This is a genomic window from Gemmatimonadaceae bacterium (genome assembly GCA_036273715.1).
Taxonomy (GTDB): domain Bacteria; phylum Gemmatimonadota; class Gemmatimonadetes; order Gemmatimonadales; family Gemmatimonadaceae; genus JADGGM01.
Genome location: DASUHB010000069.1, coordinates 75,163 through 91,929 on the forward strand (window position 1 = coordinate 75,163; position 16,767 = coordinate 91,929).

The window sequence follows — 16,767 nt, forward strand, 5'->3', positions numbered from 1 at the left end:
GGCTACGGTTTAGGCGTCGCCACGGGCGGCGCGCTCGCCGTCCAGACGTTGTTCGAGCGGTCGTCATCGATGACCAGATGATCGGGATCGATTTCGATCTTGCTCACCGTCTTTCCGACGAAGTCGTATCGCCGCACGTACAGCACCGAATTCATGCTCCACACGTCGGCGGGATACTTGTAGTTCACCTTGGATCCGTCGGACATCGTGAACCGCACGAGCAGCGGCAAAACGCCGCGCGACTTGTTGCCGTAGCCTACGAGGACGATCGTCGAATCGCCGCGCGTCCGCGTGAGCACGGTGTCGACGTCCTGGTCGAAGTGGTCGTCTTCGACGAACCATTCGCGCCAGAACCAGTCGAGCCGCTGGCCCGACACATCGTCCATCGTGCGGTAAAAGTCCGCGGGTGTGGGGTGCTTGTATGCCCAACGGCGGATGTATTCCTTGAACCCCGCATCGAAGGCGGCCGGCCCAATGATCTCCTGGCGCAGGAGCTGGAGGCCAACGGACGTCTTGTCGTACTCGGTGAAGCCGAGCTTGTCGGGGTCCATGCGATCGGCAGGCATCTCGATCGGCACGTCGATGTCCCGTTGCTGCGTCTCTTCGATTTCATTCCGTTGGTCGGCGGCGCGCTGCATCTGGTCGCCCTTTTCCGGATAGCGACGCGCCTCCGAGAACGTGTTGATGAAGGTGTTGAAGCCTTCGTCCTGCCAGAAGTGGATGCGCTCGTTGCTGCCCACGAGCATCGGGAACCAGTCGTGCCCGATCTCGTGCGTGATGACGTTGTACAGGTCGTACTTGTCGTTGCTCTTTGCTTCCATGGCGAGCATGGGGTATTCCATTCCGCTCACCGGACCTTCGACGACGGTGATCTGCGGCCATGGATACGGGTACCACCGTTCCGAGTACTCCATGATCGACATGCGCGCCTGATCCGCCGCGTCACTCCACGGATCGATCGCGCTCGGCCGGTAATACGAGTAGGCCATGATGCCATTCCAGCTCGACGCGTCCCACATGTAGTCGGGCGACGCGGCCCAGGCCACGTCGCGCACATTCTTGGCGCTGAACTTCCAGGTGAGGTTCCCTGTGGTGCGCGGCCGCGCCGAGTGGTTCTGCAACTCTTCTTGCGTGACGATGTGGATCGGCGTCGCCGACTTGGACGCTTGTGCGAGCCGCGCCATTTCTGTTTGCGTTAGGACATCGCGCGGGTTGTCCAGCACGCCGGTGCCGCCGACGATGTATCCGGCCGGCACGGTGACGGCGTAGGTGAAGTCGCCGTACTCGAGGTAGAACTCGCCCTGCCCTTCGTACGGGTCGGTATTCCAGCCGCGCACATCGTCGAAGACGGCGACGCGCGGGTACCACTGCGCGATCTCGTAGAGCGAGCCCTCGCGTCCCATGCGATCGGCGCCGTGCTCCGGAACGCGAAAGTGCCAAGCGACATCGAACGTGGCCGACTTGCCCGGCGCCAGCGGTGCGGCGAGCTCGACGTACAGCATCGTGTCCCAATTGCGTGTGGCGAGCTTGACGCGGCGTGGCGACTTCGACGCGCGATCGCTCATCACTTCGTCGAAGCGATCGATGCGGTCGCCGCCCTCGAATCCGCGCGCTCCGAACCGGGATTGCTGTGGGAACACGTAGGCGTTGAGCGAGCTGTCGGTGAACGCATCCTGCTCGACCTGCATCCAGATGTGGTCGAGCGAGACCGGCGAGTTGTTGGTGTAGTGGAGCGTGAGCTCGCCCGTCAGCGTTTGCGTGGTGGTATCGAGGGTCGCGCGGATGTCGTAGTCGGCGCGATTCTGCCAGTAGCGCGGTCCGGGCTCGCCATCGGCCAGGCGGAACTCGTTAGGCGCGGGCAGACGCAGGGCCGCGAAAATGGACGTGTCGGCCACGCCCGGCCGGTCCACCGACTCGGTCGATTGTTGCGAAGCCGCCGGCACTGCCGCGACACAGAGCGCGACAGCAGCGAGGGCGCACACGAGGTGAGCGCGCGTGTGCGGTGGATTGAGTGTCGGCGTGTGCATAAGCTCGGTGTTGATGGACACGGCAAACTTCGATCGATTCGAACGTTAACGCGGGGGCGGCGCACGCGGTACGAGTCTGCGTCGCGCCGGCGCGCCTCTGGCACCCGGCCGTGCAGCCGTTGACGGCGCATGACGCGCAGGGCTACCGTGTAGGCGCAGGTTGGGCTGACGCCTCACCCGTTCTTGGAGTCCATCGTGCCTGACATCGGCAGTCTTCATCCCCAGGTCGTCCATTTCGTCATCGCACTCCTCATCATCGGCGTGCTGGCGCGCATCCTAACGCTTTTTCCGCTCGGCCCGCGCTGGTCGTTTCTCAACGGCATGGCCGTGGTGTTGATTTTGTTAGGCACTGGCGCGAGCGTCGTCGCCGTGCAGAGCGGGCTCGACGCGCACGAAAAGGTCGAATCGATACCCGGCGTTCGCCAGGCGGTGAACGTACACCAGGACTATGGCGAGGACACGCGCGACATCTTCCTCGTCGTGTCGGCGATTGAAATCGTGATGCTGTTTCTCCTCACGCGCAAACCCGGCCTGACCACGGGGCTGCGGGCGTTGTCGGCGGCGGTCGGCATCGTCGGTGGCGTTTACTTGTACGAAGCGGGCGATCACGGCGGCGATCTCGTCTACGAGTATGGCGGCGGCGTCGGCGTGCGCAGCGGCGACACCGCCGATGTGCGACGAGTGTTGGTGGCGGGCCTCTACGACAATCTCCAGGTTGCGCGTCGAACGGGGAACCGCGAGCAAGCAGCGCGGCTGACGGACCAGTTGCAGAGCATGCTGCCCAACGACACATCGGTGCGCATGCTGCACGTCCAGTCCCTGGTTCGCGACCGCAGCGACGCGCGGGGCGCACTGGCAGCGCTCGACTCGATCACCGTGCCGCCGGCCAATCTGCGCCTCCGCTACCAAAAAGCGCTGCTCCGGGCCGAGGCGTTCGACTCGGCGGGGATGCGGGACTCGGCGCGCGCCGTGCTCACGCAGCTCAAGAAGGACGTCCCGCAGGCCGCCGCCCGCGCCGATGCGATGCTCCGCCAGATGCAGTGACCGGCGCGCGCCGCCGGACCGGCCGCGCCGGCGGCCTCGTTAGGCAAAAACCTCAGGTGTCCAGCGCGTGCGCGAACTGCTCCCTGAGCACGGGCCGCGCGCGCCAGAGATACCAGCACATGGCGACGGCCGCGATGATGTTGCCGATCAACACCTGGTACCACGCCAGGGCGCCTAACGGCGTCGAGTGCTGGAGAATCGCGACGAACGCATAGAAGCCGATCTCGAACGCCACGAAAATCAGGACGGCGAGCAGCACCACCGACGGCTCCTCGCCGGCCATGTCCACCACACTGGCGGCGATGATGCCGGCGACGATGAACGCAGCGTAATGGAACACCGTGTACGCCGCGATGAACGCGCCGCGCTCGTGCATCGCGACCGGACCGGTCACGCTGAACAACGCGTGGCCGAGCGTGTCGGGCGTGAACAACGGGTGTCCGGCGATGACATCGACGATGAAAAACCACACCGCGACCGCGGTAGCGCCGATCAGCCCCGCGATGACGCCGTCGCGGAGCACCGCGTGCGGGCGCTCGAAGTACCCGGCCACCGTGTGAATGAGCTCCGGACTGCGCAGCCACACCACGCAGTAGAGCAGAATGAACACGATGACGGGAACCCAGAACCCGCCCTGTCCACTCATGTGCTGCGTCGCGGCGGCCGGGAACATGAGGATGGCGAGGGTCACGGCGCCGAACACAGCCGCGCGCGGGATGAGCAGCGCAATCGCTCCGCCAATTTCCACCAGCCCAACGACGATGCGGATCCACGCCGGGAAGCCGGTCATCGTGGCGGCCTGGATGTAGAACGTGGAAGCCCCGGTGAGTTTCGCGATGCCTGTCGCCAAAAACACGATCGCGAGCACGATGCTCAGGATCCACGTGACGGAACGTGCCGACCGTCCTCGATCCATGATGCCCCTCCGCGCGAGACAGCGCCTATTGTGCAGTCTAGAGGCAACGCAGGCGGCGTCAAGCGACTGAGAAGCGAGCGCCTGTGCTGTTGCGTTGCCGAGGATCGCTTGCCGCGCTACGCCGTGACGATGGATATTGTGACGGCCGGCACCAACCGGGACGGCCGCCCAACCGCCTTCGTACCGCACGCATCGCGCCACGCATCTCTCGGAGCGGCTCTTCGTGACCGACACATACGACTACGACTTGGTGTGCATCGGCAGTGGACCCGCGGGGCAGCGCGCCGCGGTCCAAGCTGCGAAACTCGGCCGGCGCGCGGCGGTGGTCGAGCGCCGCGGCTCGTTGGGCGGCGTCTGTCTGGACACCGGCACCATTCCGAGCAAGACGTTTCGCGAAGCCGTGCTGTGGACCGTGACCTCGGCGGCGCGAGCGGACGGCGCGCTCGACGGGCAGGCGTCACGCCCAACGGCAGAGGCGTTGCTCGCTCGTGTGCAGGACGTGGTGTCGCGCGAAGCGGCAGTGATCGCGAACCAGCTCCGGCGCAACGGCGTCGATGTGCTGCGCGGCGAGGCATCGTTCGTCGACCCGCACCGCGTGCTCGTTCACGCCGGTGAGACCTGGCGCGACATCACCGCGGCGAACGTGTTGATCGCGGTGGGCACGATCGCGGCTGCCGCGCCGGGCGCCGACGCCGATGGCGCGACGATACTGACCAGCGACGACATCTGCCGCCTGACGCGGATTCCGCGGTCGCTGGCGGTGGTCGGCGCGGGCGTCATCGGGATGGAATACGCGTCGATGTTCGCCGCGTTAGGCGTCGAGGTGACCGTCGTCGACAAGCGCGAGCGGCCGCTCGAATTCCTCGACAGCGAAATCGTGGACGAGCTGATCCACCAGATGCGGAAGCGCAACGTCTACTTCCGCGGCGGCGAAGCCGTGGCGCGGCTCGGCACCAGCGACGGGCCCCCGGCGCGCGCCGTGCTCGAGCTCGAGTCGGGCAAGCGCATCGTGAGCGACATGGTGCTGTTTTCCGTTGGACGCCAGGGCGCGACCGCGTCGCTCGGCCTGGAGAAGGCGGGACTCTGCGCCGACGAGCGCGGCCGCATCGTCGTGAACGCGGAGTTTCGCACGTCGGTGCCGCACATCTTCGCCGCCGGCGACGTGATCGGCTATCCGAGCCTCGCCGCGACGTCGAGCGAGCAGGGACGGCTGGCCGCGTGCCACGCGTTAGGCGTGCCGGCGCGCGCCATGGCATCGCACTTCCCCATCGGGATCTACGCCATTCCCGAGGTGTCGATGGTCGGCGCCGCCGAGCACGAGCTCACCACGGCGAAAGTGCCGTACGAAGTGGGCATCGCCCGCTACAGCGAAATCGCGCGCGGCCAGATCCTCGGCGACGACAGCGGCTTCTTCAAGATGCTGTTCCACCGCGAGACCCGGCGCCTGTTAGGCGTGCACATCATCGGCACCGGCGCCACCGAGCTGCTCCATATCGGCCAGGCGGTGTTGGGCTTGGGGGGCGGCCTCGACTACTTCCTCGAGACCGTGTTCAACTACCCCACGCTGGCCGAGTGCTACAAGGTGGCCGCGCTCAACGCCGCCAACAAGCTCGCCACCTGACGACGAGTGCGCTCACTCGAGCGGCGAGAGCCACGAGCGGAGCGAAATCCCCCACCGCACGCTCGCCAGCACGGCCACCACGTCGGGCGTCGCGGTTCGACGGAACCGCTCGCCGAGCCCCGCCGAAATCCACAGCGACTCGGCGGCGCGCAGCTCGAGACCGGCCGACCACGCCGTGGCGTGCCCGGGAACGCCTAACGGCGTCGTGAGCCGCGACTGCCCGAGCAGCTCCAGGAACCCGTTCACCGCTTCGCTCCCCAGGTTCACCCGCGCCCCATAGCTCAGCGCGTCGAACGCCGCCGGGGCTGCATCGCCGCGGTCGTGCGTCCAGTCGGCGTACAGCATCGTCTGCGCCGACGCGCCGAGTCGGACCGCGCCCGTCGCCCACACGCGGTCGCCGCCGTGCCGGCGGCGCGAGAATGATCCGCGATCCAGCGTCTCGCCGCCGGCATACGCCACGAACACGCTCGACGCGTTCCAGTGCGCGCGCGCATACCGCCGCGCCAGCTTGCGCGTATGCGAATCCATGCAGCGAACGTCCCGGTCATGCCGCTCGGCGAGCAGGTCGCGCAGCAGTGGATCGAGCGAGGTCGGCGTGTCGGCGCGGGGGATGCCGGGAATCGGCATCCGCGGCCGGCAGCGCGCGATCGAGTCGCCCAACGCCTCGAGGAAAGCCGGGTCGCGCATCGGATCTCCGCGATCGAACAGCGTCAGGCGAACGCCGTAGGCGAGCACCGTGGGCGCGGAGTCGCCGGCCGCACGGGCTGCGCCTAACGAAATGAGCAGATTGGCGAACAGGTAGCGCGGGTTCACGCCCGGTGCGCGGTAGTGCTCGAGCGAGACGCCGAAGCCCGGCACGATGGCCGCCGGCGACGCCTCGAGCGCAAAGCCTTGTCGCGCATCACCGTGTTCGTCGACGCCGCTCGCCAATCCGATCAGAAAATCGCGCGCCGTGGCCGGGCGCGTGATCGTCGCCGGGGTGGTGCCGAGGAACGACGCGGCAGGCATGTCGGGCACGGCGTAGCTCGCGACGACGCTCGCCGCCGCTCGCCGCACCAGGTCGGCCGAATCGCCGTCGATGTCGTCGATGCTCGCGGTGTCCTCATCGATCTGGGTCGTGTCGTCGTCCTGGGCGGCGAGCGGCGCCGCGGCGGCGACCAGCATCGCCACGACGAACATCCAGGCGCGCATCGGCGGCGTTAGACGAAGTCGAGCCATTGTTCCACCGAGTCGTTGCCCGCCGCGTTCGTGGTGCCCCGCAGGTCGATGGCGCCGTGCGGAATCTCCGTATCGCGTTGGGTCAGTGTGAGTCGAGCATGATAGGCCGCGTGCGGGTGCGCGGGGTTCGAGACCGCGACCCAGTAATAGACCTGCGCGTGCGGCTGCGTCTGGATCGTGGCTTCGTACGTCTCGCCCGCGCCGTCGCCCGTGCGTCCCTCCGAAATCTTCGTCCATGCATCCGTGCCGGGAGGTCGATGCCAGAGTGCAAACGCAACGGCATGGGCGGACGTACACTCGATCTGGATGCGTACCGGCGCGCTGGAGTCGATCGGGCCAACGTGTGCGATCATGGTGGTTCCTCGTGACGGCCGCGGGCGCCCCGCGGCGGAGCGCGCCGGTCGCTGCCTAACTTCCGGATCTGACCTGGATGCGATAACTGCCGGGATTCGGCGCCGGCGTCGCGCTCCAGCCCACGGCGATGATGTACGCGCCCGGCTGCAGTGTCGCGGTGATCCTCGAGCAGTAGTTGCCCGGGAACGTCATCGCCGGGTCGCTGAAGTACGAGTCGTTGTCGTTCGTGGCGACGGTGGCGCCGCTGTTGTCTGTCAGCGTGAGGACGGTATTGAGCTCGAGCGCCAGGCCGCAGGCGCCGAGCACGCCGGACGTCTCGACCGTGTACTGCCCCGCCGTCGGAATGAGCACACGATAGTAGTCGGTTTGGGCGGACGCACCGATGGACCCGGCGATCCAGCTGTCGACGAAGATCTGCTGCGCGTGCGCCCGGTCTCCGTTAGGCGAATGCTCCACCGGCGCGCCGATCGTGACCGCCGCGCTGGCCATGTGCGCGCTGTCGACGGCAATCGCTTCGGGCTCAGCGCCGCCCGCCCAACCGAACCGGCGGCCCGGGAACCCGATCACGCCATCGCCGTTTTCATCCTGGCCCGCAACCACGTAGTACGACCCGGCCGGCAGGCGCGTGAGCGCGAACGACCCGTCGGGCGCCGCCTGCGCCGACGCATCCACCGCGCCGGTGTTGACGTCGATCGCGCGCACCGACGTCGCGGTCGCCGGCTGGTGTCCCGTGACCGCCGCGTAGGCATCGATCAGCCCCATGCCGTAGCGATCGTCGGGGCCCACGGGCCCGAGATCCACCGCGCTGCCGAGCAGCCGTGCGCGTAAGGCACTGCCCGACATGCCGGGGTTGGCGGCGAGCACGAGCGCGGCCACGCCCGACACGTGCGCGGCAGCCATCGACGTGCCGGTATAGAACGTGTAGCTCGGCGCGCCGCTCGTGAAGTCCCAGGTGGTGGACAACACGCCGCTGGTGCCGCCCGTGTACGGGTTGGCGAGGTCGTCGAAGCGAAAATCGCCGCCGGGCGCGACGAGCGACACGTCGCCGCCGCTCGCGGTGTAGCTGGCCAGATTGGCGTCCGGACCTAACGCAGCAACCGCGATGACGCCCGGGTACGCCGCCGGATACGACGGCTCGGTGTTGGGCGCGTTGCCCGCGGCGGCGACGACGATCGAGCCGGCGGCAATCGCGGCGGCAATCGCACGCGCGAGGCCGCTGTCGGCGGTGAGGCCGCCCAGGCTCATGTTGATGATCGGTGCGCGGTGCGGCGCGCGCACCACCGCGCCGTTGGCGCCGGCGGCGGGCAATCCGGCGGCATAGAGCACCGCCTGCGCGATGTCGAAGAAGTAGCCGCTGCCGTCGATGCCTAACGCACGCACCGGGCGGATGGTCACCTGCCACGCCACCCCGCTCACCACCCCGAACGGGTTGCCGCCCGCGCCGATGGTGCCGGCGACGTGCAAGCCGTGGTTCGCGCCGTTGTCGACGCGCCAGCAACCCGAGCCGTCGTCGAAGCTCACCGACCGGGGCATCGTCGCATCCGGATCCGGCCCGCGGTCGCCATCGTCATCGAAGTTCGAGAACGTGCCGCCGCCGCACAGCGGCTGCGGTCCGACGTTGGCCGAGTCGTTCTGCACGAAGTCGTAGCCGCCGGCCATGTCGAGGTTCGCGGCGATATCCGGGTGCTGATTGATGCCGTCGTCGATCACCGCGACCACGACAGACGACTGGCCCGTCTCCTCGTGCCATGCGCGCGGCGCATCGATGAGGCTGTAGTTCCAGAGTTGGGCATCCATGCCCTGCGTGGCCGGGAACGCGAGCGAGCCGGCACCCGGCGCTTGCAGCGCGCGCGCTCGTCCATGGCCGCGCGGCGGCGTGAAGGCCGCTTTGGCGATCGGACCGCGGCTCAACAGTCCGTCGATGGCCACCGAGGCGACCGCCGGATCGGCACGGAGCGCGCGCATCACCGAATCGCGATCGGACGCCGCGTGCACGCGGATCCGGGCAATGGCGATGGCCGGCGACACCGCCATCACGTCGAATCGCGCCGCCGCCGGCATGGCCGTTAGGCGAGAGCGAATCGATGCCGCGATGACTCTCGCGCGGTCGAGACCGAGCGCCGCGATCGCGCCGGCCGCCGGCGCACCGACGGCGGACGCTCGGTAGGCGACGTCGACTTGCCGTCCCCGGGTGGGGCGCGGTGTCTCCGATGGCAATATCAGCGGAGGTGGGAGCGCGCGGCGCGCCAGCGCCGGGAATCGCGCGCTGCCCGCTGCGATCGCCACCTGCCCAACGATGGTCGGACCGGTGCTCACCACGAACACGGCCGCGGCGCCGGCGACGCTGGCGCTCGTCGCACTCACGGTCGTCACGCCGGGCGACCGGCCCATGGTGAACGTCGTCGAAGCATTCCCCGATGCATCCGTGCTAACGGTGGCCGGCGCGAGCGCGCCGGCGCCGGAGGTGACCGCGAACGTCACCGGCACGCCGGACGCAGGCGTGCCGCTGCTCGTCGCAACGTGTGCAACCAATGGCTGCGCGAGGGGCTGTCCCAGATCCGCCGTCTGGCCTCCGCCCGACGCCGCGACGATCTTGACCGGAGTCGACGTACTCGGCGCCTCCGTTCCACCACATGCGCAGAGTGCGAACAGCGCGTACACGCGTGTCCCGTCGCGGAGCAGCCGATGCATCGACATGTGCAGCACCAAAGGTGGCAAGACCGCTGGTTGGGCACGCTGTGGTGCCGGGCCCGTACCGGGCCGTACATTGGGGCCGACACGGCTCCGGAGGCAAGGGTTTGACGCCGCAGGTGTGGGGGTTTCTCGCCGGCGCACTGCATATCGGGCTCGCGCTGGCCGTGTCGGCGCACATCGTCCTCTACAAGACCGACGTCCGATCGGCGATCGGATGGATCGGACTCGTGTGGCTGACGCCCATCGTGGGCTCCGGCCTGTACGTGTTGTTCGGCATCAATCGCATTCGCCGGCGCGCCGGCCGGGTGCGCGGGCGGCGGTCCACCTACACCGAGGAGCTGCGCGCCGAAGCGCCCGAGCCGGTGTCGCCGCCGGCCGACGTCCCGGCCTCGTTAGGCGCGCTGGCGACGCTCGTGCGGCGGGTCACCCGGTGGCCGCTCACCGGCGGCAACACCATCGACGCGCTGTGCAACGGCGACGAAGGCTATCCGGCGATGCTCGAAGCAATCGACGGCGCCACGCGGAGCGTCGCACTCGCCACGTACATCTTCGATCGCGGCCGCGCCGGCGCCGAGTTCGTCGCCGCGCTCGAGCGCGCAGTGACGCGGGGCTGCCAGGTGCGCGTGCTCATCGACGGTGTCGGCGCACGCTACAGCCATCCGCCCATCGTCGATGAACTACGCCATCGCCGCGTGCCCGTGGCGCGCTTCGTCCCCTCGCGCGTGCCGTTTCCACATCCTTACATGAACCTGCGCAATCACCGCAAGCTGTTGATCGTCGATGGCATCATCGGCTTCTGCGGTGGCCTCAACATTCGCGATGCATGCGTGCTCGCGTACGGCTTGCCCGACGCGACGCGCGACGTGCACTTCAAACTGCGCGGCCCGGTCGTGCAACAGATGACAGCAGCCTTCGCCTTCGATTGGGAGTTCACCACGCGCGAGCGGCTCGGCGGCGACACCTGGTATCCGCCCGGCGCGAAGGCGCAAGTGGGCGAGCTCGTCGCGCGCGGCGTGCCCGACGGACCCGACGAAGACTTCGAAGCGCTGCTCATGACGATCCTCGGCGCCATCGGCCAGGCTGCGCATTCCGTGCGCGTCGTCACACCATATTTTCTGCCCGACCCGCCTCTCGTGGATGCGCTGCGCGTTGCGGCCATGCGCGGCGTGCAAGTCGATCTGGTGCTGCCGGCGCGCGGCAACTTGCGATTGGTGCAATGGGCGGCGACGGCGAAGCTCGGCGCACTCATCGAAGGCGGATGTCGCGTGCATCTTTCCAAGCCGCCATTCGATCACAGCAAACTGCTCGTGATCGACCGCGCATGGACGCTCATCGGATCCGCCAATTGGGATCCACGCAGCCTGCGACTCAACTTCGAATACAACGTGGAGTGTTATTCGCGCTCGCTAGCCGCACGTGTGGATGCGCTCATCGACGAAAAGATGCGTGCGAGCACGCTGCTCACGTTGGAGGGTTTGCGCGACCGTCCGTTGGCGAGCAAACTTCGGGACGGCGTGGCCTGGCTGGCGCAACCGTATTTGTAGGCGGCTCGAGGAAACAGCGTCTCCAGGCGGTGTGTGGGTAGCATCCGGGCGTAATGTCGTATCATTTTTAATGGCTCAGCGCGCCATTGCGCACGAGTTCTGCAGCCTGCAGTCGGCGTTTCGGCAGCGAATCTTCCCACCCGAGAGGAGGAGTCGATGTTCGCACGACACATAGCTCTGGTGACGGCGCTTGGAGCGCTCGTCGCGGCCGGCACGGCAGTCACGCATCGCAGCGTTCAAGCGAAGCCGGTCGCCGCGCGCGCGCCCAACGCGGCGGACAGCGGATGGACCGCGACGCTGAGCGCTCCGTCGACGTACGCAGGCGACGAGCACGTCTTCGGCAGCGCGACAGTGAAGCCGGACAAGAATGGCAAAGGCTTCACCGCGGAAGTGAACATCGCGGGCGCGACGCCGAAATCGACGCATCCGTGGCACGTACACAAGGGAACGTGTGGCAACGATCAGGGTGTGGTAGGCGGCGGCAGCTCGTACTCCCCGATCAAGGTCGGCGATGACGGCAAGGGCAAGTCGACGGCGACGGTGTCGGCACCGTTGGACCCGAACGGTTCGTACATGGTGAACATCCACGCGTCGCCCACAGACATGAAGACCATCGTGGCCTGCGGTCCGCTGACCAAAGGTCAATAGCGGGTGGTGGGCGTCGTCGACGGGCAGAGTGCTACGCTCATGAAGACGCGGACAGAGCAGGACACAACGGACAAAGCACCGATAAGAGATCAACGCGTTGGTATTGCTCGCGTCGTGTCCGCTGTGTCCGTGCTGTGTCCGCGTCTTCATGAGCGTAGCACTCTGCCCGTGCGGCGGCGTCCCGTCGCCTAACTTCAACCGACAGGAATGGTCATGCGCGTCCATCGTTTCTCGCGTGGAAGCGTCGCGCTCGGCTGTGTGTTCGCGATGGCGGCGGCGCTCCCGCTTGCCATCGCCGCGCAGGAGACGACGCAGCCCAAGTCGTTCGAGGACTGGCTGCGCGCGGGACAGGTGCTGCGCGGCGAGCCCGGTCCCGAAGACGTGAACTGGATCGAGAACGGCACGCGCTACTCCTACATCGTGCGCGACCCGCAGACGGGCGAAGAGACGATCCGTGCGACGGATGCGCGCACCGGACGCGACACGCTGCTCTTCAGTGCACAGCGCATGACGTTTCCGGGCAGCAGCGAGCCCTTCTCGTACGATTCGTTTCAATGGGCGAAGGACTCTCGCCACCTGGTGTTCCAGACGCACTTCAAGCCGATCTACCGGAATTCCGGAACGGCCGACTACTACGTCTACACGCTCGCCGACCATTCGTTGCAGCTCGCGGCGAGCGGCGCGCGGACGGCCGAGCTTTCGCCTAACGGACTGATGCTGGGGTACGAGCGCGGCGGCGACATGTACGTCGAAAACCTCGCGCAGAAGCGGCAGACACGCCTCACCTCGGACGCCACGGCGCACGTCTACAACGGCCACTTCGACTGGGTGTACGAGGAGGAGTTTGGCCTCGTCCAGGCGTGGAACTGGTCGCCCGACAGCCGTTACATCGCCTATTGGCAGGTTGACGAGAGCAAGGAACCCATCATCCAACTGAGCAACTACGCGGGTCGCCACCAGGTGTGGGACAGCATTCGCATTCCCCAGCCGGGCGACACGAACCCCACGGTGAAAATCGGCGTCGTGAACGTGAGCTCCGGATCGAAAGTCTGGCTGGATCCCGGCCTCACCGGCGACTACTACGTGCCGCGGATCTATTGGACGAGCCGCGCCGACACGCTGGCGATGGTGACGCTGGACCGCCGCCAGCAGGTGATGACCCTCTTCTTCTTCGACGTGCGTACGGGCGGGAAGCGGATGGTGATGCGGGATTCATCGCGCACGTGGATCGATGTGTCGGATTTCTACGCGGCCGTGCAGGACTTCATGACGTTCCCCGAAGGTCTAACGCAGTTCTTCTGGCTGTCCGACCGCGACGGCTTCCAACACATCTATCGCTACGATTACTCGGGTAAGCTCATCGACCAGGTGACGCACGGCAAATGGATGGTCACGCAGGTGCGCGGCATCGACCCCACGCAGCACGTCATCTACTACAGCAGCACGGAGGCATCGCCGCTCCAGCGACAGTTGTACGCGATCGACTTCGATGGTACACATGAGCGCCGGCTCACCACCGGCGACGGCGTGCAGGAAATCGACATGTCGCCTAACACAGAGTACTATCTCCGAACGTACAGCTCGATCGCCGATCCGGGCGGCGTCGACGTGTGGACCACGGCCGGCAAGAAGCTGCGCACGCTCGTCGACAATCACGCGCTCCGCCAGTGGCTGTCGACGCACACGTATGCGCGGCCGCAGTTGTTCTCGGTCACCACATCGGATGGCGTCAAGCTCGATGCCTCCATGGTGACACCCCCGGCGTTCGATTCGACGCGAAAATACCCGGTGATCTTTGCGATCTATGGCGGACCCGGATCCCAGGGCGTGTTCGACTCGTTCGATGGCAGCCCGATCACACAGTGGCTGGCGCAACAGGGGTTCATCATCGTGAACGTGAACAACCGCGGCAACAACAACTACGGCAGCAGCTTCATGAAAGTGGTCTACGGCGACCTCGGAAAATGGGAAAGCCACGATTTCGCCGAGACCGCGAAGTATCTGGCCAAGAAGCCGTACGTCGACGCGCATCACATCGGCATCATGGGCACGAGCTATGGCGGATACTCCACGGTCTTCACCATGGAAGCGTATCCGAATCTGTTCACGGCGGGTGTCGCCAATTCGCCGGTCACCGACTGGCGGCTGTACGACTCGATTTACACCGAGCGCTACATGGGTCTGTTAGGCGAGAACCTCGCCGGCTACGACTCGAGCTCGGCCGTGCTGCACGCCGGCGAGCTGGGCGGCCACCTGCTGGTGATTCACTCGATGATGGATGACAACGTCCATCCGGCAAACACCATGCAGCTGCTCACCGCGATGACCGCGGCTGGCAAGGACGTGGCGCTCCGGATCTACCCGCCCGGACGGCACGGCGCCGCCTACGACTTCGAAAGCTTCTCCCTCATCGAGAAGGAAACGGCGCGCTGGCTGAACCACTGGCTCAAGACGGACAGCACGTCCTCGTCGGAAGCGTCCCAATAGCCCGCGCGCAGCCGGCGCCGTCAGTGGGTCGACGCCGCCGGGACGTTTTTGCGCAAGCTCGCGATGAACGGCTGCACGATCGACGGCGCCTGCCCCCCGTCGGTTGACAACTCCTTGGCGACACTCGTGTGCGTCCCGCCGTCTAACGCAGCACCCGCCGATGCGTACGCCTTCTTGTTCGCCGAGTAGTCGATCTCCCACTTCGTGCCGGCGATCTTGATGCCGGCAAAGAGTCCCTTGCTCTTGGAGTACGAGTAGATCTCCGCCTGGGCCTTGTAGTCCGTGGCCGCCGAGAGATCGCGTCCCATCGGCCCCGCAGCAACCGAAACTTCTCCACCCAGATCGAACGACGAGCCCGCGATCGTCTTGGGTGCGTTCTGATTCATGAAGATCAGCACGACGTCCGCGGACTGCGCCCCGATCTGTAATCCGAAACTGCCCCCTTTGAGCCCAACGAATGTCGGCCAGCTCCAGTCGCCGCCCGCGCGGCAGCTCACCAGGCCGTAGCCGGCGCGTCCGCCAACGCCGAATCCCGCTTGCACGACACCAGGCACGACCGCGACACATACCGCCTCGCGCATGAGCGCTGTGGGCGGAGACCGATCGGGCACCGACACGAGCTCCGACAGCACCTGGGCGGCGCGCTTCGCGCGATCGGCAAGTTGGTCGTCCTGCGCGCGCAGACCGGCGGCGAACGCAGTCACGCACGTGCACACGATCACAGCGCCCGCGCAAAATTGCCGGCGCCAACGCGCATCTCCGATCGTCATGGGTTGTTCCTTGTTATCGGTTATGGCAAGTGTATCCAACGCGCACACGCCAAGCGACACAGCGCAAAGCAGATGCCATGAGCGGACGCAGCGGTCATGAAGACGCGATACTTTCGCTCACGGTTCGCGCGTTCCAGAGCGCCGACAGCGCAGGCAGCGATGGGCGCGACGGTCGCCACCCCCACAACTCGGCTTGCATGATGAGCCAGGCGAACACGCACGGCAGCGTCTTGAGCCTGTAGTGCATCACGACACCCACTCGTACCGCGTTCGGCACCGCACTCGATGCACCAATGGACACGATACCGACGGTCGCGACGATCACCGAAATCGTGAGCGCATCCGGCGACGAAACTGCGAACCAGATCGCGATCCCGACCATCGCGATCACGAACGACGGCGACTCCGATCGGTGGTTGAAGATCACGAGGAACACCAGCAGCGAACACAAGAACCGCAGGCGAAAATCGGGATCCGCCCAACGCCGGACTCGGGCGATGAGCGGCAGCACGAGCAGCACGGCACCCGCGGCTTCCACAATGAAGGGCGATACGCTCGACCCGAACCAGAGGTGGAGCTCTTCCGGCACGCCGCCGGTGTGCATCCCCCGCCCCGCGATCGTATCGGCAACGGCGTCGCGCGGCAGGAGCGACATCCACGAGGCGTACTGCGCCTTCACCTCGTGCGGCGACACGACGAGCAACGGCAGCGCCAGCACCGCCACCAGTACCACGGTAAAGACGATGGCGAACCGAATTCGCCGCGGCCGCGGCAGCGCCATGGCCACGCCGGCGAGCGGAAAAATCTTGACCGCCGTGCCGATCGCGAGCGCGAGTGCGGCGCCGACCTGGCGATCGCGTTCCAGCGCGAGAAACGCCAGAATGACTAACGCTGCCAGCAAGCTGTTCGACTGCGAGTGCTGCATCGAGCCGAACATCTCGAGGAACACCAGCGCCAGCACGGCGTCGCCGCGCCGGTCGGGGAGCAGCCTCACGATCGCCAGCGCCAACAGCATCGTGTTGATCGCATCCCAGACCACGAGGCCGAGCGTGGCCGGCAGGACGGAGATCGGTGCGAACAGCGCCGCAAAGGCGGGACTGTACTTGAAGAGGTCGATGTACTGATCCGGGTGCGGAGCGTACAGGTCACGTCCGGCGCGAAGGTTTCTGAATGCCGCGTCGAAAATGAGGAAATTGTTGTCGGAATGGTGCAGGCCCTTCGGAATCGCGACCACGAGCACGCTCAACGCGTACACACCGAGCAGCCACGGCCGGAAGTTCGTCCGCCGCGCCCATTCCCACGTCTCTCTGAGCATGGGCTATTCTCCCCTGCGGACGGGTCTCGGGCAAGGATGCTGGCGTAGGAAACTCGTGACGCAGCATGCCGACCGGACGTCCTCCTTTCGCCACCGCCGCTCTCCATCCGCATACGGTGCGCGAGGATA

Annotated in this window: 12 protein-coding genes; 5 read left to right on the forward strand and 7 right to left on the reverse strand. The window is 66.7% G+C overall.

The window, feature by feature from the left end:
- Positions 1-2 precede the first annotated feature (2 nt).
- Positions 3-2,027, reverse strand: a complete 2,025-nt coding sequence (locus tag VFW04_16295; protein HEX5180892.1) for a M1 family metallopeptidase — start codon at positions 2,025-2,027, stop codon at positions 3-5.
- A 195-nt stretch (positions 2,028-2,222) separates the two neighbouring features.
- On the opposite strand from VFW04_16295, the gene VFW04_16300 reads away from it, so the two are divergent.
- A complete protein-coding gene (locus VFW04_16300) occupies positions 2,223-3,071 on the forward strand; it encodes a DUF2231 domain-containing protein (protein ID HEX5180893.1) in 849 nt (282 codons plus the stop codon).
- A 52-nt stretch (positions 3,072-3,123) separates the two neighbouring features.
- On the opposite strand, the gene VFW04_16305 is transcribed toward VFW04_16300, so the two are convergent.
- Positions 3,124-3,987, reverse strand: a complete 864-nt coding sequence (locus VFW04_16305; GenBank protein ID HEX5180894.1) for a DoxX family protein — start codon at positions 3,985-3,987, stop codon at positions 3,124-3,126.
- 223 nt (positions 3,988-4,210) lie between these two features.
- On the opposite strand from VFW04_16305, the gene sthA reads away from it, so the two are divergent.
- A complete protein-coding gene (gene sthA, locus VFW04_16310) occupies positions 4,211-5,608 on the forward strand; it encodes a Si-specific NAD(P)(+) transhydrogenase (GenBank protein HEX5180895.1) in 1,398 nt (465 codons plus the stop codon).
- Between the two features lie 12 nt (positions 5,609-5,620).
- On the opposite strand, the gene VFW04_16315 is transcribed toward sthA, so the two are convergent.
- From VFW04_16315 to VFW04_16325, 3 genes are read right to left on the reverse strand one after another with little or no spacing between them, the layout of a single operon-like run.
- On the reverse strand, positions 5,621-6,826 hold the full coding sequence (locus VFW04_16315; GenBank protein HEX5180896.1) for a hypothetical protein: 1,206 nt from the start codon (positions 6,824-6,826) through the stop codon (positions 5,621-5,623).
- On the reverse strand, positions 6,808-7,179 hold the full coding sequence (locus tag VFW04_16320) for a hypothetical protein (protein HEX5180897.1): 372 nt from the start codon (positions 7,177-7,179) through the stop codon (positions 6,808-6,810). Before VFW04_16320 ends, VFW04_16315 begins: the two co-directional genes overlap by 19 nt.
- Before the next feature lie 55 nt (positions 7,180-7,234).
- A complete protein-coding gene (locus VFW04_16325) occupies positions 7,235-9,877 on the reverse strand; it encodes a S8 family serine peptidase (protein HEX5180898.1) in 2,643 nt (880 codons plus the stop codon).
- Between the two features lie 101 nt (positions 9,878-9,978).
- Here VFW04_16325 and VFW04_16330 point away from each other — a divergent pair, with 101 nt between their 5' ends.
- From VFW04_16330 to VFW04_16340, 3 genes are all read left to right on the forward strand, one after another.
- The gene (locus VFW04_16330; GenBank protein HEX5180899.1) at positions 9,979-11,418 is read left to right on the forward strand and encodes a phospholipase D-like domain-containing protein; all 1,440 of its coding nucleotides are present in this window, start codon (positions 9,979-9,981) and stop codon (positions 11,416-11,418) included.
- A 156-nt stretch (positions 11,419-11,574) separates the two neighbouring features.
- Positions 11,575-12,066, forward strand: coding sequence for a hypothetical protein (locus VFW04_16335; GenBank protein ID HEX5180900.1), 492 nt, complete (start codon positions 11,575-11,577; stop codon positions 12,064-12,066).
- Between the two features lie 213 nt (positions 12,067-12,279).
- Positions 12,280-14,553, forward strand: coding sequence for a S9 family peptidase (locus VFW04_16340; protein ID HEX5180901.1), 2,274 nt, complete (start codon positions 12,280-12,282; stop codon positions 14,551-14,553).
- Positions 14,554-14,573: 20 nt separating this feature from the next.
- Here VFW04_16340 and VFW04_16345 read toward each other — a convergent pair whose 3' ends face one another.
- Together VFW04_16345 and VFW04_16350 are read right to left on the reverse strand one after the other, a co-directional pair.
- Positions 14,574-15,323, reverse strand: a complete 750-nt coding sequence (locus VFW04_16345; protein ID HEX5180902.1) for a lipid-binding SYLF domain-containing protein — start codon at positions 15,321-15,323, stop codon at positions 14,574-14,576.
- Between the two features lie 94 nt (positions 15,324-15,417).
- Complete coding sequence (locus tag VFW04_16350) at positions 15,418-16,638, reverse strand: glycosyltransferase family 87 protein (GenBank protein ID HEX5180903.1); 1,221 nt, start codon at positions 16,636-16,638, stop codon at positions 15,418-15,420.
- Positions 16,639-16,767: the final 129 nt, after the last annotated feature.

What these genes read in the sequence shown, in the direction of transcription:
- VFW04_16295 (HEX5180892.1), bottom strand. Translation starts at nt 2,027, where the DNA reads ATGCACACGCCGACACTCAATCCACCGCACACGCGCGCTCACCTCGTG.
- VFW04_16305 (HEX5180894.1), bottom strand. Translation starts at nt 3,987, where the DNA reads ATGGATCGAGGACGGTCGGCACGTTCCGTCACGTGGATCCTGAGCATC.
- VFW04_16315 (HEX5180896.1), bottom strand. Translation starts at nt 6,826, where the DNA reads ATGGCTCGACTTCGTCTAACGCCGCCGATGCGCGCCTGGATGTTCGTC.
- VFW04_16320 (HEX5180897.1), bottom strand. Translation starts at nt 7,179, where the DNA reads ATGATCGCACACGTTGGCCCGATCGACTCCAGCGCGCCGGTACGCATC.
- VFW04_16325 (HEX5180898.1), bottom strand. Translation starts at nt 9,877, where the DNA reads ATGTCGATGCATCGGCTGCTCCGCGACGGGACACGCGTGTACGCGCTG.
- VFW04_16335 (HEX5180900.1), top strand. Translation starts at nt 11,575, where the DNA reads ATGTTCGCACGACACATAGCTCTGGTGACGGCGCTTGGAGCGCTCGTC.
- VFW04_16340 (HEX5180901.1), top strand. Translation starts at nt 12,280, where the DNA reads ATGCGCGTCCATCGTTTCTCGCGTGGAAGCGTCGCGCTCGGCTGTGTG.
- VFW04_16345 (HEX5180902.1), bottom strand. Translation starts at nt 15,323, where the DNA reads ATGACGATCGGAGATGCGCGTTGGCGCCGGCAATTTTGCGCGGGCGCT.
- VFW04_16350 (HEX5180903.1), bottom strand. Translation starts at nt 16,638, where the DNA reads ATGCTCAGAGAGACGTGGGAATGGGCGCGGCGGACGAACTTCCGGCCG.